The organism is Kitasatospora mediocidica KCTC 9733, assembly GCF_000744225.1.
GTDB classification, from domain to species: Bacteria; Actinomycetota; Actinomycetes; order Streptomycetales; family Streptomycetaceae; genus Kitasatospora; species Kitasatospora mediocidica.
Genome location: NZ_JQLN01000005.1, coordinates 1,797,591 through 1,818,836, shown reverse-complemented (window position 1 = coordinate 1,818,836; position 21,246 = coordinate 1,797,591). Strand labels below are relative to the sequence as shown.

Annotated in this window: 27 protein-coding genes; 26 read left to right on the top strand and 1 reads right to left on the bottom strand. The window is 70.4% G+C overall.

From position 1 onward, the window contains the following. Positions 1 to 3 precede the first annotated feature (3 nt). The 7 genes from BS80_RS37945 (at position 4) to BS80_RS21990 (ending at position 5,097) form a co-directional block, all read left to right on the top strand. A complete protein-coding gene (locus tag BS80_RS37945) occupies positions 4 to 663 on the top strand; it encodes a RuvC family protein (RefSeq protein WP_051966897.1) in 660 nt (219 codons plus the stop codon). Then, positions 660 to 1,793: a DNA cytosine methyltransferase gene (locus BS80_RS39555; protein WP_232246565.1), complete on the top strand. Its 1,134-nt coding sequence runs from the start codon at positions 660 to 662 to the stop codon at positions 1,791 to 1,793. Before BS80_RS37945 ends, BS80_RS39555 begins: the two co-directional genes overlap by 4 nt. Continuing rightward, complete coding sequence (locus BS80_RS22010; protein ID WP_035799891.1) at positions 1,790 to 2,713, top strand: helix-turn-helix domain-containing protein; 924 nt, start codon at positions 1,790 to 1,792, stop codon at positions 2,711 to 2,713. Before BS80_RS39555 ends, BS80_RS22010 begins: the two co-directional genes overlap by 4 nt. Beyond that, complete coding sequence (locus BS80_RS22005) at positions 2,710 to 3,402, top strand: zinc finger domain-containing protein (RefSeq protein WP_035799888.1); 693 nt, start codon at positions 2,710 to 2,712, stop codon at positions 3,400 to 3,402. The genes BS80_RS22010 and BS80_RS22005 overlap by 4 nt, the downstream gene beginning before the upstream one ends. After that, the gene (locus BS80_RS37935) at positions 3,399 to 3,788 is read left to right on the top strand and encodes a hypothetical protein (protein WP_051966895.1); all 390 of its coding nucleotides are present in this window, start codon (positions 3,399 to 3,401) and stop codon (positions 3,786 to 3,788) included. The genes BS80_RS22005 and BS80_RS37935 overlap by 4 nt, the downstream gene beginning before the upstream one ends. Then, entirely contained in the window at positions 3,785 to 4,186 is a 402-nt protein-coding gene (locus tag BS80_RS21995; RefSeq protein ID WP_035799885.1) for a hypothetical protein, read from the top strand. The genes BS80_RS37935 and BS80_RS21995 overlap by 4 nt, the downstream gene beginning before the upstream one ends. A gap of 86 nt (positions 4,187 to 4,272) precedes the next feature. Next, complete coding sequence (locus tag BS80_RS21990) at positions 4,273 to 5,097, top strand: hypothetical protein (protein ID WP_035799882.1); 825 nt, start codon at positions 4,273 to 4,275, stop codon at positions 5,095 to 5,097. Between the two features lie 72 nt (positions 5,098 to 5,169). On the opposite strand, the gene BS80_RS21985 is transcribed toward BS80_RS21990, so the two are convergent. After that, positions 5,170 to 6,354 (bottom strand): restriction endonuclease, SacI family, encoded by a 1,185-nt coding sequence (locus BS80_RS21985; protein ID WP_035799879.1) that lies wholly within the window; start codon positions 6,352 to 6,354, stop codon positions 5,170 to 5,172. A 129-nt stretch (positions 6,355 to 6,483) separates the two neighbouring features. Here BS80_RS21985 and BS80_RS21980 point away from each other — a divergent pair, with 129 nt between their 5' ends. The 19 genes from BS80_RS21980 (at position 6,484) to BS80_RS21905 (ending at position 21,239) form a co-directional block, all read left to right on the top strand. After that, the gene (locus BS80_RS21980; RefSeq protein ID WP_035799877.1) at positions 6,484 to 7,575 is read left to right on the top strand and encodes a DNA cytosine methyltransferase; all 1,092 of its coding nucleotides are present in this window, start codon (positions 6,484 to 6,486) and stop codon (positions 7,573 to 7,575) included. 182 nt (positions 7,576 to 7,757) lie between these two features. Next, positions 7,758 to 8,096 (top strand): HNH endonuclease, encoded by a 339-nt coding sequence (locus BS80_RS21975; RefSeq protein WP_035799874.1) that lies wholly within the window; start codon positions 7,758 to 7,760, stop codon positions 8,094 to 8,096. Positions 8,097 to 8,301: 205 nt separating this feature from the next. Then, positions 8,302 to 8,793, top strand: a complete 492-nt coding sequence (locus BS80_RS21970) for a phage terminase small subunit (RefSeq protein ID WP_035799873.1) — start codon at positions 8,302 to 8,304, stop codon at positions 8,791 to 8,793. Then, complete coding sequence (locus BS80_RS21965) at positions 8,762 to 10,333, top strand: terminase TerL endonuclease subunit (protein ID WP_083975042.1); 1,572 nt, start codon at positions 8,762 to 8,764, stop codon at positions 10,331 to 10,333. Before BS80_RS21970 ends, BS80_RS21965 begins: the two co-directional genes overlap by 32 nt. Positions 10,334 to 10,352: 19 nt before the next feature. Further along, the gene (locus BS80_RS41985; protein WP_198045578.1) at positions 10,353 to 10,502 is read left to right on the top strand and encodes a hypothetical protein; all 150 of its coding nucleotides are present in this window, start codon (positions 10,353 to 10,355) and stop codon (positions 10,500 to 10,502) included. Then, complete coding sequence (locus BS80_RS21960; RefSeq protein WP_332262187.1) at positions 10,484 to 11,776, top strand: phage portal protein; 1,293 nt, start codon at positions 10,484 to 10,486, stop codon at positions 11,774 to 11,776. The genes BS80_RS41985 and BS80_RS21960 overlap by 19 nt, the downstream gene beginning before the upstream one ends. Next, positions 11,776 to 12,456, top strand: a complete 681-nt coding sequence (locus tag BS80_RS21955; protein ID WP_051966893.1) for an HK97 family phage prohead protease — start codon at positions 11,776 to 11,778, stop codon at positions 12,454 to 12,456. Before BS80_RS21960 ends, BS80_RS21955 begins: the two co-directional genes overlap by 1 nt. Before the next feature lie 116 nt (positions 12,457 to 12,572). Continuing rightward, a complete protein-coding gene (locus BS80_RS42975) occupies positions 12,573 to 13,025 on the top strand; it encodes a hypothetical protein (RefSeq protein ID WP_232246563.1) in 453 nt (150 codons plus the stop codon). Between the two features lie 24 nt (positions 13,026 to 13,049). Beyond that, entirely contained in the window at positions 13,050 to 13,931 is an 882-nt protein-coding gene (locus BS80_RS42970; protein ID WP_232246562.1) for a phage major capsid protein, read from the top strand. Positions 13,932 to 14,017: 86 nt separating this feature from the next. Beyond that, positions 14,018 to 14,356: a hypothetical protein gene (locus BS80_RS21945; RefSeq protein ID WP_035799870.1), complete on the top strand. Its 339-nt coding sequence runs from the start codon at positions 14,018 to 14,020 to the stop codon at positions 14,354 to 14,356. Positions 14,357 to 14,361: 5 nt separating this feature from the next. After that, positions 14,362 to 14,904: a hypothetical protein gene (locus BS80_RS21940; protein ID WP_035799869.1), complete on the top strand. Its 543-nt coding sequence runs from the start codon at positions 14,362 to 14,364 to the stop codon at positions 14,902 to 14,904. Positions 14,905 to 14,929: 25 nt separating this feature from the next. Then, positions 14,930 to 15,805 carry a hypothetical protein gene (locus BS80_RS21935; RefSeq protein ID WP_232246561.1) on the top strand — a complete coding sequence of 292 codons (876 nt, stop codon included), beginning with the start codon at positions 14,930 to 14,932 and terminating at the stop codon, positions 15,803 to 15,805. After that, positions 15,802 to 16,284, top strand: coding sequence for a hypothetical protein (locus tag BS80_RS21930; protein WP_035799867.1), 483 nt, complete (start codon positions 15,802 to 15,804; stop codon positions 16,282 to 16,284). Before BS80_RS21935 ends, BS80_RS21930 begins: the two co-directional genes overlap by 4 nt. Positions 16,285 to 16,292: 8 nt before the next feature. Continuing rightward, entirely contained in the window at positions 16,293 to 16,505 is a 213-nt protein-coding gene (locus tag BS80_RS21925) for a hypothetical protein (RefSeq protein WP_035799862.1), read from the top strand. Next, complete coding sequence (locus BS80_RS21920) at positions 16,498 to 17,472, top strand: phage tail tube protein (RefSeq protein WP_035799859.1); 975 nt, start codon at positions 16,498 to 16,500, stop codon at positions 17,470 to 17,472. The genes BS80_RS21925 and BS80_RS21920 overlap by 8 nt, the downstream gene beginning before the upstream one ends. Before the next feature lie 17 nt (positions 17,473 to 17,489). After that, on the top strand, positions 17,490 to 17,933 hold the full coding sequence (locus BS80_RS21915) for a hypothetical protein (RefSeq protein ID WP_198045577.1): 444 nt from the start codon (positions 17,490 to 17,492) through the stop codon (positions 17,931 to 17,933). Positions 17,934 to 18,007: 74 nt separating this feature from the next. Next, positions 18,008 to 18,133: a hypothetical protein gene (locus tag BS80_RS43590; RefSeq protein ID WP_269676111.1), complete on the top strand. Its 126-nt coding sequence runs from the start codon at positions 18,008 to 18,010 to the stop codon at positions 18,131 to 18,133. After that, positions 18,126 to 18,623 (top strand): hypothetical protein, encoded by a 498-nt coding sequence (locus tag BS80_RS21910; protein WP_035799854.1) that lies wholly within the window; start codon positions 18,126 to 18,128, stop codon positions 18,621 to 18,623. The genes BS80_RS43590 and BS80_RS21910 overlap by 8 nt, the downstream gene beginning before the upstream one ends. A 42-nt stretch (positions 18,624 to 18,665) precedes the next feature. Further along, positions 18,666 to 21,239, top strand: a complete 2,574-nt coding sequence (locus BS80_RS21905) for a phage tail tape measure protein (RefSeq protein WP_232246559.1) — start codon at positions 18,666 to 18,668, stop codon at positions 21,237 to 21,239. Positions 21,240 to 21,246 lie beyond the last annotated feature (7 nt).

Here is a 21,246-nt window from a genome sequence, read left to right as displayed (position 1 = left end):
CGGGTGTGCGGGCTCGACCTGTCGCTGACTGGGTCCGGCGTGGCCGGCGCCGACTGGGCGCGGACCGTGGGCAGCAGCGGACGCCGGGACGACTCGTTCCTCGCCCGCCGGACGCGACTGCACCGGCTCGCCGGCGGCGTGGTCGCCCTGGTCGGCACGTGCGATCTCGCCGTGATCGAGGGCCCGGCCTACTCCCGCACCACCGGTTCGGTCTGGGACCGCGCCGGTCTGTGGTGGCTGGTGGTGGACGCCCTGATGCGCCGCGATGTGCCGGTCGCGGTGGTCGCCCCGACCGCGCGGGCGAAGTACGCCACAGGCAGGGGCAACGCGTCCAAGTCGGCGGTGGTCGCCGCGGTGCGCCGTACCTACCGGGTGCCGGTCGCCGACGACAACCAGGCCGATGCCTTCGTGCTGGTCGCCATGGGGCACGACTGGCTCGGCGAGCCGCTGGTCGAGGTGCCCGCCGGTCAGCGGTGCGCGCTGGACCACGTCGCGTGGCCTGACCGGTTCGGCCCCGCGCAGCTCGCCCTCGACGGCGGCGCCGTGCCCTACCTCGACACCGTCGAACCGGTCCGCAGGCCGCGCCGCTCGGCACCGCCGTCCGTCTCGCACGACGTGGAGCCGAGCCCGGGGCAGCTCGATGCGCTGGAGGTGCTCGGGTGACCACCGATCTCCGGATCGGGTCGCTGTGCACCGGCTACGGCGGTCTCGACATGGGCGTGCAGCGGGTGCTCGGCGGGTCGGTGGTCTGGCACTCCGACATCGACCCGGGCGCACGGCGCATCCTTCACCACCACTGGCCCGACACTCCCAATTTCGGCGACCTGACGGTCGTGGACTGGGCGGCGGTCGAGCCGATCGACATCCTTACCGGCGGGTACCCGTGCCAGCCGTTCAGCACGGCGGGACGCCGGAAGGGAACCGAGGATGATCGGCACATCTGGCCGTACATCGCCCATGCCCTTGGGGTACTACGACCCCGACTCGCACTCTTTGAGAACGTCTCAGGGCACCTTTCCCTGGGATTCGACACCGTCCTCGCCGACCTTGCCCGCCTCGGGTGGGATGCGGAGTGGGTGTGTGTACGCGCGTCCGATGTCGGCGCGGCCCACCAGCGCCGGCGCCTGTTCATCCTGGCGTGGCCTGCTGCCGACGCCGACCGCGACGTTCATCCAGGACGTGATCACACCCGAGCGGTGGCTCGCCCGGCGCGCCCGGATGCGCGAACGGCATGGCGGCACAAGCGAGATGGGGTTGCCGCTCGGGCTCGCGGTGCGGCTGCTGCCGAGCCCGACGGCATCGGAGCACACCGGCCCCGCGCACACCGGGGAAGGCGGGCTGAACCTGCGCACCATGATCGCCATGTTGCCGACCCCGCGCGCGAGCGACGGGAGCAAGGGCAGCCCGAACCAGCACGGGAGCAAGGGGGACTTGACCCTGTCGTCGGCGGCGTACCGGATTGGGGAGCCTACGGCCCGGCGGTCGCGACGTGGGAGGAGTTCACCCGCCCCGCACCCCGGCCAACTGACGATCGAGGACGCCTGAGCCCTCGGTTCGTCGAGTGGTTGATGGGCCTGCCCGACGGCCATGTGACCGCCGTTCCGGGCCTCAGCCGGGCTGCCCAGCTGCACGCGCTCGGCAACGGTGTGGTGCCCCAACAGGCCGAGCACGCACTGCGGTTGCTGCTCGACCGCGCCACGCTCGCCGCCCCGTCCCCCCGACCATGTCCGGCCGCCACGCCCCGAAGCCGTGCCCGCGCCGCCCGCAACTCGCACAGGGAGAACGCCAGATGAGCCATTCCGCCCGTGACTGGGTCTGGGAGCGGTCCCGGGCGCGCGGCACCGCGCGCCTGGTGATGCTCTCGCTGGCCGACCACGTCACCGGCCCCGAGTGCCTGGCCTACGGCAGCACCACCTCGCTGGCCGAGCGCACCGGCGCGGGCCGGCGAACGGTGGTGACCGCCGTTGACCGGGCGATCGAGCTCGGCGAGCTGGAGATCGTCCGGGGCCGCACCGGGCCGCGCGGCGAACGGGTCTACCGGCTGCCCCTGGCGGTCGGCTGGACCCCCGGCACGGTCCCGACCGGCGGCGCCGCCGATCCCGCCGGCGTGGTCGAGGGGTGCGAGATCTGCACCACGGGTGGTGCGGATTCGGCACAGCACCGGTGCGAGAACCGCACCACCGATGGTGCGGAAACGGCACCACGCGCGGCCGAAGCCTGCGGGAACTGCACCACCGGGGGTGCCGAATTCGCCGGTCAACGGTGCAGCAACTGCACCACCGGTAGTGCCGAAACCGCACCCCAGAACAGGAGAGAACAGAAAGGAAAGGGAACTGAAAGGGAGCAGCGCACGGGCGCGCGCGAGCACACCGCCGCCTCTGCTGCCCGCTTCACTCTGCCCGCCGACTGGCAGCCCGACGACGCCCTGATCGGCTGGGCCGGCGTCACCGGGCACCTGCAGCGGCTCGGCATCGACGGCATCGACCGGGCCACCGCCAAGTGGCTGGCTCACCGAGCCGCGGCGCCGGCCCGCACCGCCGAGCAGTGGCGCAGCGACTGGCAGCACTGGATTTCCCGCGAGCGGGCCACGCCGCCGCTCCACGTCGTACCCGGCAGCGGCACGGCCGGAGGAACGTCGCGGACCGCCCGCAACTCGGAGCTGTTGCAGGCGGCGCTCGCCGAACTCAACTCACGAGGGGGGAACGCAGGATGATGCCGAACGAGGTCGCCGCGCTGCTGGCCTACGTGGCCGAGCTCGACCCACGCACCGCCAACAGCAACCAGGCCGAAGCCGCCGAGCAGCTGCGCCGCTGGTGCGAACTGCTGCGCGACGTCCCGGCCATCGCGCCGGACGGTTGGGACGCCGCCGCCGTGGTGCGCCGCCACGTGGCCGAGAGCCCGTTCCCGATCCTGGCCGTCGATGTCACCCGCCCGTGGGCCGCCCACCGCCGGGCGCTGCTCGCCCGGCACACCGACCCCACCCCGGCAGTCGATCCCGACGACGTCGCCGGCTGGCAGGCCGCGATCCGGGCGCAGCGCGACGCGGTCGCCACCGGGCAGGCAGCGCCAACCGCGTCCCGCGAGGTGACCAGCGGCGACCCACACCCGGCGATCGTCGCCCGGATCGCCGCTGCCGGCAGCCCGGTCCCGGCGGAAGCCGCCGACGCGCTTCGCCCCTACCGCCCGGCGAAGGCCGCCCGGGAAGCCGCGAGCGAGCAGGGCCGATCGGACGACCTGTCCGTCGCGTGCACCTGGTGCCGGGCTCCGGTCGGCGAGCAGTGCCGGCGCCGCACCAACCGCGGGCCCAACCGCGCCGGGAGCTGGCACCGGCGCGCGACCGTCCACCCCAGCCGCCGAGAGGCCGCCCAGGCCCGGCGCGATCGACAGGAGAGTGCCGCATGACCCCACGCCACCGCCGCCGCGCCCGCACCGGCACCACCCACAACCAGACCGCCTACCGGCTCACCGCGGCGTGGCCGTCCACCACCCAGCCGACGCGGTTCCAGACCACCGACCGGCGCCGCCTCGACAAGGTCGCCCGGCAGCTGGCCGGGGCCGGCGCCACCGTGGACATCGAGGAGCACGCCGGCCACGGCGCCTGGACCGCCGTACGCCGCCTGGAGCCGACCCGGGCGCGCCAGCCGCGCACTACGGCCGCCGAGCCGCAGCACGTCGAGCCGAAATCGCGGCTCGACGACGTCGAACGGCTGATGAGCCGACCGCCGATCCCGCGCGACGGTGGCAAGCCAGCCGCGCGCACCGTCGCCCACGGCCGGGGCATCCGATGAGCGCCCCGGACCGCGCGGACGTCACCGTGCTGCTGCACCTGGTCGAGCGGGCCGAGCGCGGCAGCCTGCTGCCGGCCGAAGCCGCCATCCTGCGCGCCGGAATCTGCGATCTCGCGGTCTACCGGGAGTGGTGCGCTGAGTGGGCCCGGATCGCCGCCGATGGCCGGCGCCGGATGCACGTGATGCGCCGGGCCCTGCGCCGAGCGGTCGCCAGGGCCAAGCGCGGCCGGCAGGCCGAGATCGAACTCGCCCACCTGCGTGCCGCCACCGCCGCCGAGCCCAAGCCCGACCCGCAGGCGTACGAGGCGCTGCTCGCCGCGCAGCTGATCGACGGCATGGCGCTCGCCCGCGCCGCGCGCCACCTCGAACCCGTCACCCACCGGACGGCGGCCCACTGACCGGCCTGGGCGCCCCCGTACGCCACAGAGGGGCGCCCAGGCCCACCAACCACGTTCCACCCGCACCAGACCGGAGAAGCGCACACGTGTACCAGCCCGCTGACCTCTATCGAGCCGCCGACCAGCTGCGCACCGTCCGCACCGAGTGGGCCGCGCTGCTGATCGCTATCGAGACCCCGCCAGCCGCCGCGTGGCCGCCGGCGCAGCTCTCCACCCACCTTGCCCAGCAGCAGGCGGCCGATGCCGACCTGCTCGTCGCCGACCGGGCCCCGTTGACGCTTCGCCAGCACCCGGCGCCTGCCAACCTGACCGCGCTCGACGCCGCCGTGCGCGTCGAGGCTCTGTTGTTCGACCTGTGCGACACCTTGGCCGCCGCCGGGCAGCGCGCGATCGGCCGTCGGCGCGTGTCGAGTCCCGGACGGCCGCCGGTGTGGGCAGACGACGAAGCCGATGCCGCCGACCCCCGTCGATGGCACTTCCGCAGCCCGACCGACCCGGGCAGCCGCCGCCACGGGCTCCACTTCGCCGCGTTGTGGGTCGAGGGCCGCCTGCTCGATGAGGACACCGCGCCCGAGCGGCACCTCGACGGCAGCACGGCAGTCGCGCTGTTCGCGCCGATGCCCGAGCACCTGCGGCACGAGACGATCCGGGTCGCGCGACAGTGCGAGCAGCTGGTGCTGCGGGCGCTGGAACTCGACGAGCGCGAGACACCCGTCGAGGGCCGTCCGTGCCCGTGGTGCGGTGGCGAGCTGATCCTGCACACCGCGCCCGACGAGGCGCCGCGGGTCACGTGCGGCACCGGGCCTGGCTGCCCGGCCCCCGTACCGCTCGACGACCGGCAGCGGCGCATGTGGAGCGTCACAGAACTGCTCGGTCTCGTGGCGGAACTGGGCAGCAGCACTGCTGCATAAGCGCGAGGTCGGGTCGCTCAGTCCCGCGAGACTGGTCGCTCGGCCGGACGCGTAGGCAGCATGGTGCCTGAGTTAGGGGTTTTGATCCTCAGGGGCGGCACCAGCCAGCATCTCAGCCCACTCGTGCTGGCTGGACTGTCCGCAGTGGAAGTCCTTGAGCCGGCTCACCAGCAGCTGCGGGAACGTGCGCAGGCATTGGTCGAGGGGGAGCGGCGACCACTGGACCGCAGTCGTCAGGAGCCTCTCAGGGTCGCTCACGACCTCCAAGAGGACGCCGTTGCGTTCCTGGGCCTTCTTCGCGAGCCAGTCCGACTCAAGATCAGCTTGGTTCGGCTCAACCGCCACGTAGAGCCCCTTGCCAATGCCCGCCGCCGCAAGTCGCTCGACGAACTGAAGGATCTCACTCTGACTAACGGACTTCTGCTTTGCCTCAGCGCTCAGGACCACGATCCTGTCGCCAGGGCCGGTTTCGACAGGCCCACCCGCCTCGAACAGTTCCGGCTGGGGTGCGGATTGACTAGGGGCCGGAATCTCGACGGCGACGTCACCCGGAACCTTCCGGCTGGGGTCGTTGATCGCGTCAGCGTAGACCATGCCTGGGTGCACGAGGTCAAGGCAGGCGGCGACCAGAGCTTGGCCTCGTCGGCCTCCCTCCCGGTTCGAGTTGATGAACTGCTTCGCGAGCGAGCCGAGCACGGGAAGTGGCAGCACGTCTGCGTCGATCGTCAGGACGGTGGCAGGGTTCCCGTCCTCGATGCGCGCCCGAAGGAAGGCCGCCAAGGCGTGGACAGCCGACTCGCCTTCGAGGAAGTCCACCGCCTCAAGACACTCGATCAAGTACTCAAGGTCGGCGCGACCAGGCTTGTTCTCGTCGATGAGCGTGTTGACGACCATCTTCTTTGCGAAGTACGGCTGGTTGTTCAAAGGCTCGGCGCCTGTGGTCCGAAGATCGATCTCATGCTCGACACAGAGCGGCACGAGTACGTTCTTCGCCACGCCGCGTGCCGAGTAGCCGCGGTGGACGCCGGTCTGGAGAGCCAGAGCGTTGACCTGCTTGTTCGTGGCCTTGGCTAGCAGCGCTGTCCCGAGGATCGGCGTGTTCGACTTGCTGATGGCCTTACTCACCCGCCGAGTGCGCTTGAGCCACTCGTCCGGCACCTCCTCTGCCGACTGGGCAAGCTCCAAGGCCTCAAGGAATATGGCCTTGGCCTGCGCGGGCGACACCGAGAGGACCTTCTTACCCCCGCTTTGAGCCATGACCGTACCCGCGCTCCTTGATCGACCAGAGGTGACGGTGACCAGGCTCGCACACGTGTGGCTACCTACGGTACTGGTTGTGTCAGGAGAGGTCGGCCGACGGACCGTCCGAGCAGGTCTGGTGCCGCGATGTCCGTCTCGTCTGGCACTCTGTTCTCTGTGACAAATCGTGGCATCGCAATCTCCCTGTTCTCTGGCGCTGGCGGACTCGACCTTGGGGTCGAGGCGGCCGGCTACGAGGTGCGCGCCGCCGTGGAGCGCGACCCAGACGCCGTGGCCACGATGGAGAAGAACTTCTCTCACCTGCAGACCGAAGTCATCCAGAAGGACATCCTGGAGACTCCCACCCGAGACCTCCTGCGTGCAGCGGGCCTCAAGGGCAAGGAGCGGCCGGACCTTCTGGTAGGTGGCCCTCCCTGCACACCGTTCTCAAAGTCGGGCTTCTGGCTGGAGTACAAGCGGAAGGGGCTGGACCCTGATGCCTCTTTGCTGCAGGCATACACGCGAGTTCTCCGAGAGTCGAAGCCTCGCGCGTTCGTTCTTGAGAACGTCTACGCCCTCACCTACAACAACAAGGCGTCCCGTCCCGCCTATGAGCGGCTCCTGAGGGAGATCGACGAGGCGGGCTACGTCTTTGAGTCGAAGGTGCTGAACGCCGCCGACTATGGCGTGCCGCAGGCCCGCCCTCGGCTGTTCATCATTGGGGTTCCCAAGGGCAAGACCCTCCCGCAGCATCCGGAGGCGACCCACGGCGGGAAGTGGGAGCGTCGCGCAACCGGCGACGTCAACCAGCCGCACGTCACAACAGGACAGGCGCTCGCGGGAGTCGTGGCTGAGCCCGAGCCGGGCGAGACTGTGGGCGGCAAGTACGGCCATCTCCTGCCCGACATCCCGCCGGGAGAAAATTACCTCCACTACACCGAGGAGAAGGGCCACAAGAACCCGGAGTTCGCGTGGCGCTCCCGCTACTGGTCGTTCCTGCTCAAGCTCGACCCTCAGCGGCCTTCCCCGACGATCCAGGCACAGCCTGGGCCGTACATCGGTCCGTTCCACTGGGAGAGCCGGCGCCTCAGGGTGCCGGAGCTGAAGAAGCTCTTCACCTTCCCTGACGAGTTCGAGTTCATTGGCAAGCGGAGTTCGGTTCAGTCTCAGCTCGGAAACTGCGTGCCACCCCTGCTCGCCGAGAAGGTCGTGCGCGCGGTCGCCGAGCAGATCGACTGACCGCCGCAAGCTGACGCAGCCCGATCAGGCTTGCATCGTTATGAAGTCGTGCCCTACAGTTCGAAGCGCTTCCGGCGTGCCCGGAGAGCGAAGGCTCCCGACCCGTCACCACATCTCGGTGACGGGTCGTTCGCATACTCGGCCCCGATCCACTCCGACACCGGACGTTCACGGGAGGTGAGATGCGGCGACAGCGCCCATGCCTGGTGTGCAGTCGGCTCACCAGGAATCCCAGCCGGTGCGACACCCACCAGGCCGAATGGCAGGCCCAGCAGGATCAGCGGCGGGGCAGCGCCACCCGGCGCGGCTACGACTCCCGGTACCGCCGCACCGCAGCCGCCACCGTGGCCAACCATCGCGCGAGCGTCGGCGACTGGTGCCCAGGCTGGCGCCGTCCCGGCCACCCGGCCACCGACCTGACCGCCGATCACGTCGTGCCGCTGGCGGCCGGCGGCTCGAACACGGCCAGCAACCTGGCCGCGCTCTGTCGCTCGTGCAACGCCGCCAAGCGTGACCGCTGACCGCACCACCACTACCGAGCGTCACATTTCTGGTGCGTGCAGCCGCATACCGGGGGGTGGGTAGAAGTCGCGCGCATGATCATCTGGGGACCCGGCCCCGTGCCCGAAAGTTTTTCGTACGGGTTGACCAGCATTTTTTGACCTCGGTGACCACATAGGCACCCTGAGTATCCAGTTGCCGTGAGTAGTCAGGGGCGGTGGTCGCATGCCCGGACCGCTGCCCAAGCCCGCCCACGAGCGGCAGCGCCGCAACGCCCGGGACCTGGGCCAGGTGACCGCCCCAACCGGCGAAGTGCCCGCGGCACCGCACGAGTTGGGCGCCGAAGCGGTCGCGGCGTGGTCGGACTACTGGGGTGACGTGGTCGCCGGCGTGGTCCGGCCGGCCGACACCTCCCTCGCCGTCCGGTGGGCCCGCAACCTCGACCGGTATCACCGCATCCTCGAAATGGCCGACGCCGAACCGGTTACCATCGGCAGCACAGGCCAGCCGAAAGCGAACCCGCTCTACGACCTCGCGTACAAGATCGAGGCCAGCGTGCGGGCCGACGAGCAGCAGCTCGGGATCGGCCCGCTGGCCCGGCTGCGGCTCGGGGTGAAGTTGGCCGAAGCGCAGACCTCCCTCGCCGACTTGTCCGCCGACATCGACGCCGAGGGGGTGAGCGACGATGACGACCCGCGCTCACTCCTCACCGGCTGAGGTGCTGCCGTGGCCGGACGCCGTCCCGGTGCCGCTGTCCGCCCCGCCGCTGACCACCGCGCCGAGCGACGGCCCGAAGGTCATCAGGTGGATCGAGCGGCATTGCCGCTACGGGGAGGGTGACCGGTTCGGGCAGCCCGTGCGGTTGGAGCTGTTCCAGAAGCTGTTTCTGATCATGTTGTTCGAGCTCCGGCCGGACGGCACCCGCCGATACCGCCGCGCGTTGCTCGAAGTCCCGAAGGGCAACGGCAAGACTCCGATCGCCTCATGGGTGGCCGCCTACCTCCTGGCGACCCAGCGCTCGGCGGTCATCCCGGTGGCCGCCGCCTCCTACGATCAGGCCGAGTTGCTGTTCGGCGACCTGCGGACCGCGATCGACGAATCGCCCACCCTGGCAAGCCTGTTCAACACCTTCGAGGGAGAGGTGCAGGTCGCCGGCGGCCCCGGCCGGGCCTACAAGGTCGCCGCGGTCGCGGGCACCAACGACGGGCAGCGGCCGAGCGCCGCGTTCTTCGACGAAATCCACGAGTGGACCGGCAACAAAGCCCGTGTGCACCTGGTGATCGCCAACGGGGCGGCCAAGCGCGCCGGCTCGATCGTGATCAACACGACCACGCCCGGGGCCGACCTCGACAGCATGGCCGGCAAGCTCCACGAGTACGGCCTCAAGGTCAACTCGGGTGAGATCGAAGACGACGAGTTCCTGTTCGTCTGCTGGGGATGCCCGGAAGATCGCTACGACCTCACCGACCCCGACAGCCCCGGCTTTCAGGAGCGGCTACACCGGGCGATCCGGGACGCCAACCCGGCCGCCGGCGCCTTCCTGTCGGTGCCGGACGTCGCCGCGCGCTTCTACCAGATCGCCCGACACGAGTTCGTCCGCTACCACCTGGGGATGTGGACGACAGTCGCCGAGCGGTGGCTGCCGGCCGGCGCATGGGAGGCATGCGAGCGTCCCGGGCCGGTGCCCGACGGCGCCGAGGTCACCCTCGGGTTCGACGGCTCGTTCAACGGCGACTCGACCGCGTTGGTGGTCGTCTCCTGCCCGACGGACGACGGCGAGCTGCCGCACGTGGATGTCGTGGCGGCATGGGAACGGCCCGAGACGCTGGTCGGCGACTGGCAGGTGCCGATCCTCGACGTCGAGGAGGCGATCCGCGCCGCCTGCCGACGCTGGGCCGTCCGCGAGATCGACTGTGACCCCTACCGGTGGGCCCGTACCTATCAGGTGTTGGAGTCCGAGAACCTGCCGATCGTCGAGTTCCCCCAGAGCCCGGCACGCATGATCCCGGCGACGAACAGGTTCTACGAGGCCGTCGTGAACGGGCAGTTGACCCACTCCGGCGACCCGCGGCTCGCCAGACACCTGGCCAACTGCGCGATCAAGACCGACGCCCGCGGAAGCCGGCTCACCAAGGAACACAGGCACAGCACCCGGCGAATCGACTTGGCGGTCGCCGCCGTCATGGCGCTCGAACGCGCCGTGCAGGAACCCGAGCGACCGCCCACCCCCCAGTTCTTCAGCTGGGCCGACCTGTAGACGAAGGGGGTGATGCGCCGTGCGCTTCTCGCGCCAGGTGCTCTCCGACCTGCTCGACGTGGCCGGCCTGGTCGCCCTCGACACCGCCGCGTGGTGGTGGTGCCCGATCGCCGGGCTGGTCGTACTCGGCGGCGCGCTGCTGCTGGCCGGGTGGGTGATCGACCGGTGAGCCTGCTCCGTCGCGCCTCCCGCTCCCGCCCGGAGAAACGGTTCTACGCCCCGCCCAGCTCCGCCGGCGACCCGTGGGCGATCCCGAGCAACGGCTCGCTCGCCGCGTTCACCCCCTCCGGTGTCCCGGTGACCGAGGACACCGCCATGAGCCTGCTCGCGGTGGCCGCGTGCGTGCGCATCCTCTCGACGAAGGTTGCCGGACTGCCGTTCGACGCCGTGCGGATGCGCGGAGCACTGCGCGAGACCATCGACCCGGCGCCGGTCATCGTCGGCGACCCGTTCGGCGGCGCCAACAACATGGCCTACCCCACCCGCCGGGTGGGCTTCGTGCAGCTCATGGTGTCGCTCTTGCTCCGCGGCAACGCCTACGCGCTGGTCCTCGCCCGCGACGCCCTCGGCCGCCCGACCCGCCTGCAGGTGCTGCACCCCGACCGGGTGCGCTGCGGATGGGACCCGGCCGGGTCCGGGCAGCGCGTCTACCAGGTCAACCGCAAGCCGGTACCGGCTGCCGACATCGTGCACATGATGGGCATGTCCCACCCCGAGGCCGCCACCGGCATGAGCCTGATCGCCTACGCCCGCAACGCCATCTCGCTGGGGCTCGCGGCCGAGGAATTCGGCGGCAGGTTCTTCGGCAACGGCGCCCACATGAGCGGCATTCTCGAAGTCCCGGGCGACCTCGACAAGGAGCGCGCCCGCACTCTCAAGGAATCGTTCACCGCCTCACACGCCGGGCTGCAAAACGCCCACGCCATCGGGGTGTTGAGCGGCGGCGCCCAGTTCAAGCCGATCAGCGTCAGCCCCGAGGACGCGCAATTCCTCGGGACAAGGGCGGCCCAGAACCTCGATATCGCCATGCTTTTCGGGGTCCCGCCGCACATGCTCGGCCAAGTGGACCGAACGACCAGTTGGGGCACGGGAATTGAGCAGCAGTCGCTCGGTTTCCTGCGCTACACCCTCGAAGCGTGGACGGGCCTGTTCGAGGACGCATGGTCCGCGATGCTGCCCCGCCCGCAGGTCGCCCGCTTCAACCTCGACGCCCTGTTGCGCACCGACACCGCCGGACGATTCGCCGTCTACACCCAGGCCAGGACCGCCGGAATCATGACACAGGACGAGATCCGCGCACTGGAGAACCTCGGCCCGCTGCCCGACGGCAAGGGGGCCGACATCAACGCGCCGCTGAATTCCTCGGCGTCCCCGAAGACCGCGGACGCCGACCCGGGCGCCGCTTCCGCCAAATCCGACGCAGCGTCAGGAATGGAGCCGTGATGGATCTCAGCGCCCGCAACACCACGCCGGCCGCGATCGAGCGTCGCTCGATTCCCTTCCGCGGCGACGAGCTGCGCTCGGCCCCCGACGGGACCGGCGGCGAAGTGCTCCGCTTCGAGGGATACGCCAGTGTCACCGAAGTCGGGTACGAAATGCAGGATTGGCTCGGCCCGTTCACCGAAGTCGTGCGGGCCGGCGCATTCACCCGCACCCTTGCCGAGAATGCCGACGTGCCGTTCCTGCTCAACCACGCCGGCATGACCCTGGCGCGCACCAAGTCGGGCACGCTGCGGCTGGCCGAGGACTCGACCGGCCTGCACGTCGAGGCCGACCTCGACCCGGCCAACCCCGACGTGCAGGGGTTGCGCTCCGCCATGTCGAGGCGCGACCTCGACGAGATGTCGTTCGGTTTCTGGGTCCGTTCCCAGCAGTGGTCACCGGACTACTCCCAGCGCGACATCCTCGACGTGGACCTCGACCACGGCGACGTGAGCGTTGTCAACTACGGTGCAAACCCGGCAACTTCGGCGCAGATGAACGCCCGCGACGCGGCGCAGGACTTGCAGCGGCTCACCGCCGACGAGCGGCGCGCGCTGTTCGATCGCCTGGCCGTCGAGTTCGCCCCCGCGCCGCCGGGTCTGCGGCTGTGGCAGGCCCAGGCCGCCGCCCTCGACCTGTAGCCCCTCCCCCCTTCGCTCGCCCCGACGGCCGACCGGCCGCCGGGCGCTTCCGCCTGCCCCGGCTCAGCCTTCGAGCGGGCGCTGCCATCCACCAACTCACCACATAGGAGCGCTAGTTGTCCGCGCTTATCTCTTCCCTGATCGAGCGGCGCGGCCAGGTCAAGGCCGACCTCGACGCACTGCTCGCCACCCCGACCGCCGAAGCCCGGGACCTCACCCCGGCCGAGGCCGAGACCTTCAAGACCACCACGGCCGAGATCCGCGCGCTCGACGAGCGGATCGGCGAGCTGACCGAGCAGGCCGAGCGCGACGAGAAGGCGGCCGAGACCGCCCGGAAGTTCGCCGCCACCGGCGAGCACCGCAGCCCCGCCGACCTGCGCGTCGTCGAGCAGCCGGTCTACCGCTCCGGCGCCGGTGGCGCGTCGTACTTCAAGGATCTGTTCCTGGCCACCCGCAAGGGCGACCACGCCGCGGCCGAGCGACTGCGCCGCAACGACCGGATGGTCGCCGAGAAGCGCGCGATCTCCACCGTCAACGGGGCCGGCGGCGAGTTCGTGCCGCCGGAGTAGCTGGAGGAGTCGTTCGTCCGGTTCGTGCGTCCGGGTCGGGTGACGGCCAACCTGTGCGTGCAGGGGGCGATCCCGCCCGGCACCGACAGCCTGAACATCCCCAAGATCGCGTCTGGTACCGCGACCGCGCCGCAGGGCACCCAGAACACGGGTATCCAGCAGACCGACATCACCACGACCAGCATCGCGGCATCCGTCAACACCGTGGCCGGCGGCCAGACGATCTCGATGCAGCTCGTCGAGCAGTCGCCGCTCAACATCGACGACATCATCCTCGAAGACCTCGCGGCCGACTACGCCCAGAAGCTCGACGCGGGCCAGGTGCTCGGCGGGACCGGCACCGGCGGCACCGCCATGGGCCTGCTCAACCTCGCCGGCACCATCCCGGTGACGTGGACCCAGGCCACCCCCGCGCTCGGCGGCGCCGGCGGGCTCTACTCCAAAGTGGCCAACGCCATTCAGTTGATCAACACGAGCCGGTTCCAGACCCCGACCGCGATCGTCATGCACCCGCGGCGCTGGTGGTGGGCGGTGGCCCAGTCCGACGCCCAGGGCCGCCCGCTGGTCGTGCCCAACGCCGGCCACCCGATGAACAACCTCGGCACGATGGACAGCATCGACGCCGAGGGCCCGGTCGGCTCCATGCTCGGCCTGCCCGTCTACGTGGACGCCAACATGCCCACCAACCTGGGCACCGGCACCAACCAGGACGCGATCCTGATCGGCCGCTTCCGCGACTTCTACCTGTGGGAGGGCGACATCAAGGCCGAGGCGTTCCAGCAGACATACGCCCAGAACCTGAGCCTGTTCGTCCGGCTCTACAACTACGTCGCGTTCCAGGGCGCCCGCTACCTGTCCTCGACCGCGATCATCACCGGCACCGGCGCCGTCACCCCCGCGTTCTGACCCACCCCAACCCCCACCCCGCTAGCGGGCCCGGCCGACTACTCCACGGTCGGGCCCGCTCACAACTCCCGGAAGGTGTAACCCCGTTGAACCCGATCAACTACGCCAAGGGCCTGCTCGACGAGCTTGAGGGCGCGCTGCGCACCGGCTCGACGAAGCTCGCCGGCGAGATCAAGGCCGAGCTGGAGAAGATCGCCCCGCACGCCCGCCGGGCCATCGTCGATCTGCACGGCGTCGTCGAGGACAAGACCGTCAAGCTCGGCGACGGTACCGAGGTCGAGAACAAGCTCGTGACCGACATCAAGGCCGTCGGTGCCCGCCTCGACGAGGCGCTCGCCCCGAAGACCACGAAGACCGCAGCGAAGAACCCGACCGGGTTCACCACCCCGCCGGCCGGCCCGGCCGACACCCCGTCGGCGAAGTAGCCGCCGTGCCCGGCACGGACCCGCTTCGCCATCACCTGCGCCGGGTCCGCTCCCAGCACCGGGCCCGGCGCCCCCACTCCGGGCACCGCTCCCACGTCGGCAGCACCCACCGCCGCCGCGCCAGCGCCCACGGCCACCATCACAAGGCCGCCCATCACGCCAAGCACCACCATCCGCGCGGCCCGCGCGCCCGCCATCTCAAGCACCACGCCAAGGGCAAGCACCTGCGCCACGCGCGCCATGTCCGGCACACCGGCCGCCACCGGCACCACGCCGCCCCGCGGCACCGCACCCATGTGCAGCACCGGCGCCACGTGCGGCACACGAAGCGCCACGCCGCCCACCTACACCGCAAGCGCGGCAAGGCCCGGCACCGCCGCACCCTTCACCACCACCGGCTACAGGCCGCCCACCACCGCCACCAGCGCCGCCGGCACCTGGCCCACCACCACGCCGCCCACCACCGGCACGCCGCCGCCCACCACCGCGGCGCGCACCACCAGCACCGAAGCGGAGCACACCACCGCGCCCACCGCCGCTACCGCTGAAAGGGGTTGAGCCAGGTTGGCGCCGTTGATCTACTTCACCGGGCAGGACGTTGCGCTGTCGGTCACCGTCCTCGACGACACCGGCACCCCGGCCTACGGGTCGCCGACCGTCCTGACCGTCACCGCCCCCGACGGCACCGTGACCACGCCGCCCACCATCTCAACCGGCGTCGGCACCTACACCGCGATCGTGCCGGCCGTCGCCCACGCCGGCGTCTACGTCTACCGGTGGACCGCCACCAACGTGGGCGTGGCGTTCGCCAGCGAAGGTCAGTTCCAGGTCCGCCCGATGTCCATCGAGCAGATCGTCGATATCGCCTCCGTCCGCGCACACCTCAACATCCCCCAGAACACGAACAGTTCGGATGACGAGCTGCAAGGATTCATCCTCGCCGCGGGCGAGTTGGCGAGGGACGTGTGCGGGCCCTTCCTACCCGAGCAGCACGTGCAGTGGCTCGACGGCGGCGGCACCACCCTCGAACTCGACTGGCTTCCGCTCGCCTCGGTCCAGTCGGTCACCGAGTACTACGGCCTGTCGGCCTTCCCGATCACCGAGCAGGCTCTCGGCAGCCAAACGAACGCGTTCGCGTTCACCGCCGACTACAACGTCGGCACGCTAACGCGCCGCACCTTCGGCGGGCAGGCCGCGCTCTGGGCCATCGGCACGAAGAACGTCAAGGTGGTGTACACCGCCGGCCGCGCCGGGCAGGTCCCCTACACCGTCCGGCTCGGCGCGCTCGAACTGATCCGCCACCTGTGGCAGCTGAGCCAACAGGGCGGCCGGCCCCGCTTCGGCGGCGCCGGCGACGGCGGCGACACGCACGTGCCGATCGGCTTCGCGATGCCCGACCGGGTTCTCGAACTCTGGGGCCCCTACCGCCGGCCGCCGGGGATCGCATGACGACCCCGATCGGCGCCGTCCCCGCAAGCTCGATCACCGCCGCCCGCGCGTGGATCTTCACCCACCTGCAGACCACGCTCACCCCCGACCCGACCTCGCCCACGAGCGAGCTACTGGTCGCCGACGGCGACCCGGGCCCCTACCAGCCCGACGACATCGTGAGCGTTGGCGAGGTCCACCAGACCTACGCCCCCGAATCCGGCGTCGGCAGCGGCGGGCCCGGATGGCTGCGCGAGGAATACCAGCTGCACATCACGGTCGATGTGTACCGCGGCGGCGACAACCCCGCCGGCACCTTCGCCCGCGCCCGCGCCCTGGCCGACCTGGTCGTCGCCGTCGTCCGCTCCGACCCCTCCCTCGGCGGCGCCGTGGACCGCGCCCGCCCCGCCGGCGCCGCGCACACGACCGGTTGGGACGACGAGCACCGCGGGCGGCACGTCTCGATCGACCTCACCATCGACTGTCTCAAGATCATCTAGGACCGCCCTTGCCTGCCTTCCTCTACACCGGCCCGGACGACGGCCGGTACTACCCCACGCTCGGCATCACTCCGACCCCGGGCCAGAACTACGAACTCGCCGACGACCCCGGCGGCGGCGCATGGACACCCGCCCCGCCGGCGACCCGCGCGCGCACCGCTCCCAAGACCACCACCGCCGACCCGGCGGTCGAGCCCGAGGGGGTGATCGCCGGTGCCTAAGCCGACTCATCTCGCGGCGCTCGGCGTGGCCACCGAAGTGGCCGCCACCCCCGGCATCCCGGCCGCGCCGACGATGTGGGTGCCGTGGAAGACCTGCACCCCGAAGGACATCGTCAACAACAGCGAGGACAAGGGGATTCGGGGCGCCCCGGTCGAGGTGTACGGCATCGTGCAGGGGCAGAAGGGCAGCACCCTCGACCTGGGCGGCGACGTCTTCGCCGACAGCATCGGGCACGTGCTGGCCGGCATCCTCGGTGACATCGTCGTGACCGGCGCCGCCGCGCCGTACGCGACCGCGTTCTCGGTGCTGTGCACCGGCGACACCCAGGCCGTCAGCAAGACGTGGACGATCGTTGACCCCAACTTGGGGGCGTGGCAGTACCCGGGTGTGCGGCTCAACGAAGTCACGTTCAAGTGGAACGCCGATGGCTTGCTCGAATGGAGCGGCAAGGGCGACGGCTGGGCGTTCGTCACCCTCGCCTCACCGCCCGCACCGGCACAGGGCAGCCTGCGGCCGTTCGCCAACTGGTCGATCCTTACCAAGCTCGCCGGTGTGCAAATCGGCGTTCTGGACGGCGAGTTGAACATCAAGCGGAAGGTCGATGTCATCCGGGCGGCCAACGGCAGCCAGAACCCGGTGTCGGTGTGGGGCGGCGACATCAGCGTCGAGGGCAAGCTGACCACGATCATGGAGGACTCGACCCAGCGTGCTGCCTACCAGGCCAGCACTGTGCAGAGCCTCGACGTGTCGTGCACCCAGGGCGCCGGCGCCACCGCCAACGGGCTGGCGCTGCACTGCTCGCAGATCTACTACCCGGAGGCGACGCCGTCGCCGTCAAAGGAGTACTGGGAGTTGCCCATCACCTTTAAGGCCATCGCCAACGCGGCCGATGCCGGCGCGTCCGGCGGTTACTCCCCCATCAAGGCGACGCTCACCAACGCGCTGCCGAGCGGAACCTACAAGTAGGAGACACAGTGAAGCGCGTGAACCTCACCACCAGCCCCGGCGCGTGGGTCGATCTGCGGGAGCCGTCGGAGGTTCCGGAGCGGCTTCGCCGGCCCGCCCGGCGCCTGCAGATGAGCCTCGCCGCCAACCCGGCGTTCGCCGCCGTGATCAAGGAAGCATCGGCCACCGGCCCGCGGTCGGTCGAGGACATCGACGAGGCCGAAGCCCTGGCCATGGCCCAGCAGATGGGCGCCGACGCCTACGACGCCATCGACCAGCTCAACGACCTTGCCGTCGTCGGCCGGGTCATGGGCTGGTCGTTCGAGGGGCCGATCACCACCGACGCCCTACAGGACCTGCCCGGCGCGATCTACGACGAGCTTCGGGCGCTGTGCGCCGACGGCGCCCTCGACGCCGGGCTCGACCTACGCCCGACGATGGACGACGCGTCCCCTACCGTGCCCTCTACCGCCTCCGCGTAGCGCTAGAGGGGAAGTTCACGTACACCGCCGACCAGTTGCCGATGGAGCAATACCGGTTCTGGCGCCTGTGTCAGGTGGTCGGACCGCCCCACACCTGGGAAGACCTGCCGGCCGAGCAACTCGACTGGGTGCTCGCCATCGACGACGCGGTCGCCCAGGCCCGGCGCAACGCGCAACAGGACGGGGGCGGCGGTGAGTGACGACAGCGACGTCGGCGGCCGGGTGAGCGGCGTCCGCGAGATCGGCGAGGCGCTGACCCGGATGGAACGCCGGGTAGACGCCGCCACCATCAAGGCACTCAAGGCGTCCCAGCGCGTGACCCGGACCGCGATCCGGGGCCGGATGGGCGGGCGGCCCCGGTGGGGCCACCGCGGCGCGTCCTCGCGCACCGGCGAGAACATCACCGTCGATCGCACCCAGGGCCGCATCACCCGCGCCGGCGGCCCCGGCAAGCTCTCGGGCTCGCTGCGCGCCTCGATCAAGTCCTCGAAGCAGCCCCGCCGCAAGGGCCAATCCCTATCGGCGGCCGTGATGTCCGGCGGCGCCGGCGGCCCGCAGAACCTCTACAAGCGCCACGTCGAGGCCAAGTACCCGTACTTCAAGACCGGCGCCGAAGCCGCAGAGAAGAAGCTCCCGAAGATCTGGGAGGACCTCTGGCGCGACGCCGTGCACGGCCCCGACAGCAGCTAGACCGCGGACGGGGGGTGAGCCGCTGTGGGCGCCCTCCCTCCGGTGTTCATCGAGTTTCTCGGCAAGTCCACCGGCCTGATGGCCACCACAGCGGCGGTCAAGACCGAACTCGCCGAGGTCGAGGCCGAGGGCGGCGGGAAGCTCGCCGGCCTGGGGGCGGTCGGCACGGCCGCGCTCGCCGGGATCGGTGCCGCGGCGGCGGGTGCCGCTGTGCACGCCGTCCACATGGCGGCCGACTTCCAGACCGCCATGACCCGGGTGCGCACCGGGGCGGGCGAGAGCGCCGCCAACATGTCGTTGGTCTCCAACGGCGTGCTCGCTATGGCCGGCCAGGTCGGCCAGACCACCGAGCAGCTGACCTCGGGCCTGTACACCGTCGAGTCCGCGTCGTTCCACGGCGCGGACGCGCTGACGGTGCTTCGGGATTCCGCGATGGGCGCCAAGGTCGGGGCCGCGGACCTCTCGACCGTGACGGACGCGGTCACGACCGCGCTCAACGCCTACAAGATGGGCGCCGGGGACGCCGCGGCGGTCACGAACAGCTTGATCGCGACCGAAGCCGAGGGAAAGACCAACCTCGAAGACCTGGCCGGGTCGATGGCCAACGTGCTGCCGGCCGCGTCGGCCGCACACGTCGGCCTGCAGGAAGTCCTCGGCGCCATGGCGACGATGACGGCGCAGGGCACCCCGGCGGCCGTCGCGGCGACCTACCTGCGGCAGACGATCGGCGCGCTGTCCAATCCCAGCGGTAAAGCGGCGCAGGAAATGCAGTCGCTCGGACTCAAGGCCATTGACGTTTCCCAGAATCTTGGGAAAAACGGCTTGGCGTCCACGCTGGAAATGCTCACGAATGCCATTCAGTCCAAAATGGGGCCGTCCGGTACGGTCCTGGTCGAGCATCTCCAGAAAGCGGCGAAGAGCAGCACCGATTTTCAGAAGGTGCTCGCCCAGTTGCCGCCCGCGCAGCAGACCTATATCGGTGCGCTCGCCGACATGGTCGGCGGCACTAAATCCATGCAGGCCGCCCTCGAATTGACGGGCAGCCATATGGCCGACTTCAAGGCGAATACCGCCGGAATCGCCGAGCACGTCAAGGCGGGCGGGAATTCGATCGAGGGTTGGGCGGACGTACAGAAGACGTTCAACCAGCGGCTCGCCGAAGCAAAGGCGACCGCCGAGGCGCTCGGAATTCGGATCGGCCAGGTTCTCATGCCGGCGATATCCGCCGTGCTGGGCGGGGTCATGTCCACGGTGACGTGGTTCCAGAAGCACCACGACGCCGCGATCATGGTCGGCGGCGCGCTGGCCGGCGTGCTGGCGGTCGGCCTCTACATGGCCGCGGCTGCCGCGTGGACGTTCACGGCCGCGCTGCTCGCCAACCCGCTGACCTGGATCGTTGTCGCGGTCATGGCCGTCGGTGCCGCGATCGCGTGGCTGGTCGTCCACTGGTCGAGCGTCTGGGCCGAGGTCAAGAAAGTCGCCGAGCTGGTCGCCGCCGTCGTGGTCGGCGCGTTCGTTTTCTTGGCCGCAGAAACGTTTCGCCTCTGGCGGATGATCACCGGCGGAGTATCGGCAGCTTGGCGCTCGATCGCCGCGTTCTTCTCGGCGGCCTGGCATTTTGTGGCAGATCCGGCCGTCGCTGCCTGGCGCTGGATCGAGAACACTACGAAAGAGATCTTCGGCCGGGTGACCGCTTTTTTTCGCAAATGGTGGCCGCTTCTGCTGGTGATCTTTGCCCCGCCGATCGCGCTTTTGCTTGCAATCTGGAATCACTGGCACAAGCAGATCATCGGCACAGCGCTGGCGATCTGGGGCGCCGTGTCCGGGTTCTTTGTGAAAACCTGGCAGGAAATCTGCGCGGTCGCGTCGTTTTCCTGGCGAATTTTCAAGCAGGCCGTAATCACGCCGTCGCTCGAACTCTGGCAATGGCTGTCGGGACTGTGGACGGACGCGATCGGCTGGCTGTCCGCGAAGTGGCGGATCATCGAGCTGACGGCACAGATGATTTGGCGTCAGATCCGCTCGGCCGTGATCGAACCGCTTCTCGATGCCTGGCGGTCCGTGACCAGCACGGCCGACAAGATCGGCTCGGCGATCTCGGGTGCGTTCGACGACGCGAAGCGCGAAGTCATGGGCGTGGTACGGGACTTCGAGGATGTCGGCTCGAACATCGTCAACGGGATCGTGCGCGGGGTCACGGGTGCCGCCCACTTCCTGACGGACAAGATCAAGGGGCTGGCGAACGACGCGTTGAAGTCGGCGAAGTCGTTCCTTGGGATCGCCTCACCGTCGCGGGTCATGGCCGACGAGGTCGGGCAGTGGATTCCGCACGGCATCGCGGCCGGTGTCGCCGAGCACGCCCACGTGGCCGCCGGAGCCGTCGCCCAGCTGACCGCCGGCCTCTCCGCGCAGACCGTCACCCCGAACTTGGCGCTCGCCGCTCCCAACGGCGCCGACGGCATGGGGAGTTACGGCAGCTCGGGCTCGGTGGTCGAAGTGACGACGATCGTGCAGCTCGACGGCAATGAGCTTTTCCGCGCGGTGCAGCCGCACGCGCTGCGCAACGACCGCAGGAACCCCCGGGCCGGACTCGTCTACGTGCGGGCCGCCCACTGACGAGAGG

What these genes read in the sequence shown, in the direction of transcription:
- BS80_RS22010 (WP_035799891.1), top strand. Translation starts at nt 1,790, where the DNA reads ATGAGCCATTCCGCCCGTGACTGGGTCTGGGAGCGGTCCCGGGCGCGC.
- BS80_RS22005 (WP_035799888.1), top strand. Translation starts at nt 2,710, where the DNA reads ATGATGCCGAACGAGGTCGCCGCGCTGCTGGCCTACGTGGCCGAGCTC.
- BS80_RS37935 (WP_051966895.1), top strand. Translation starts at nt 3,399, where the DNA reads ATGACCCCACGCCACCGCCGCCGCGCCCGCACCGGCACCACCCACAAC.
- BS80_RS21995 (WP_035799885.1), top strand. Translation starts at nt 3,785, where the DNA reads ATGAGCGCCCCGGACCGCGCGGACGTCACCGTGCTGCTGCACCTGGTC.
- BS80_RS21985 (WP_035799879.1), bottom strand. Translation starts at nt 6,354, where the DNA reads ATGGCTCAAAGCGGGGGTAAGAAGGTCCTCTCGGTGTCGCCCGCGCAG.
- BS80_RS21980 (WP_035799877.1), top strand. Translation starts at nt 6,484, where the DNA reads ATGTCCGTCTCGTCTGGCACTCTGTTCTCTGTGACAAATCGTGGCATC.
- BS80_RS21975 (WP_035799874.1), top strand. Translation starts at nt 7,758, where the DNA reads ATGCGGCGACAGCGCCCATGCCTGGTGTGCAGTCGGCTCACCAGGAAT.
- BS80_RS21970 (WP_035799873.1), top strand. Translation starts at nt 8,302, where the DNA reads ATGCCCGGACCGCTGCCCAAGCCCGCCCACGAGCGGCAGCGCCGCAAC.
- BS80_RS21965 (WP_083975042.1), top strand. Translation starts at nt 8,762, where the DNA reads ATGACGACCCGCGCTCACTCCTCACCGGCTGAGGTGCTGCCGTGGCCG.
- BS80_RS21955 (WP_051966893.1), top strand. Translation starts at nt 11,776, where the DNA reads ATGGATCTCAGCGCCCGCAACACCACGCCGGCCGCGATCGAGCGTCGC.
- BS80_RS21930 (WP_035799867.1), top strand. Translation starts at nt 15,802, where the DNA reads ATGACGACCCCGATCGGCGCCGTCCCCGCAAGCTCGATCACCGCCGCC.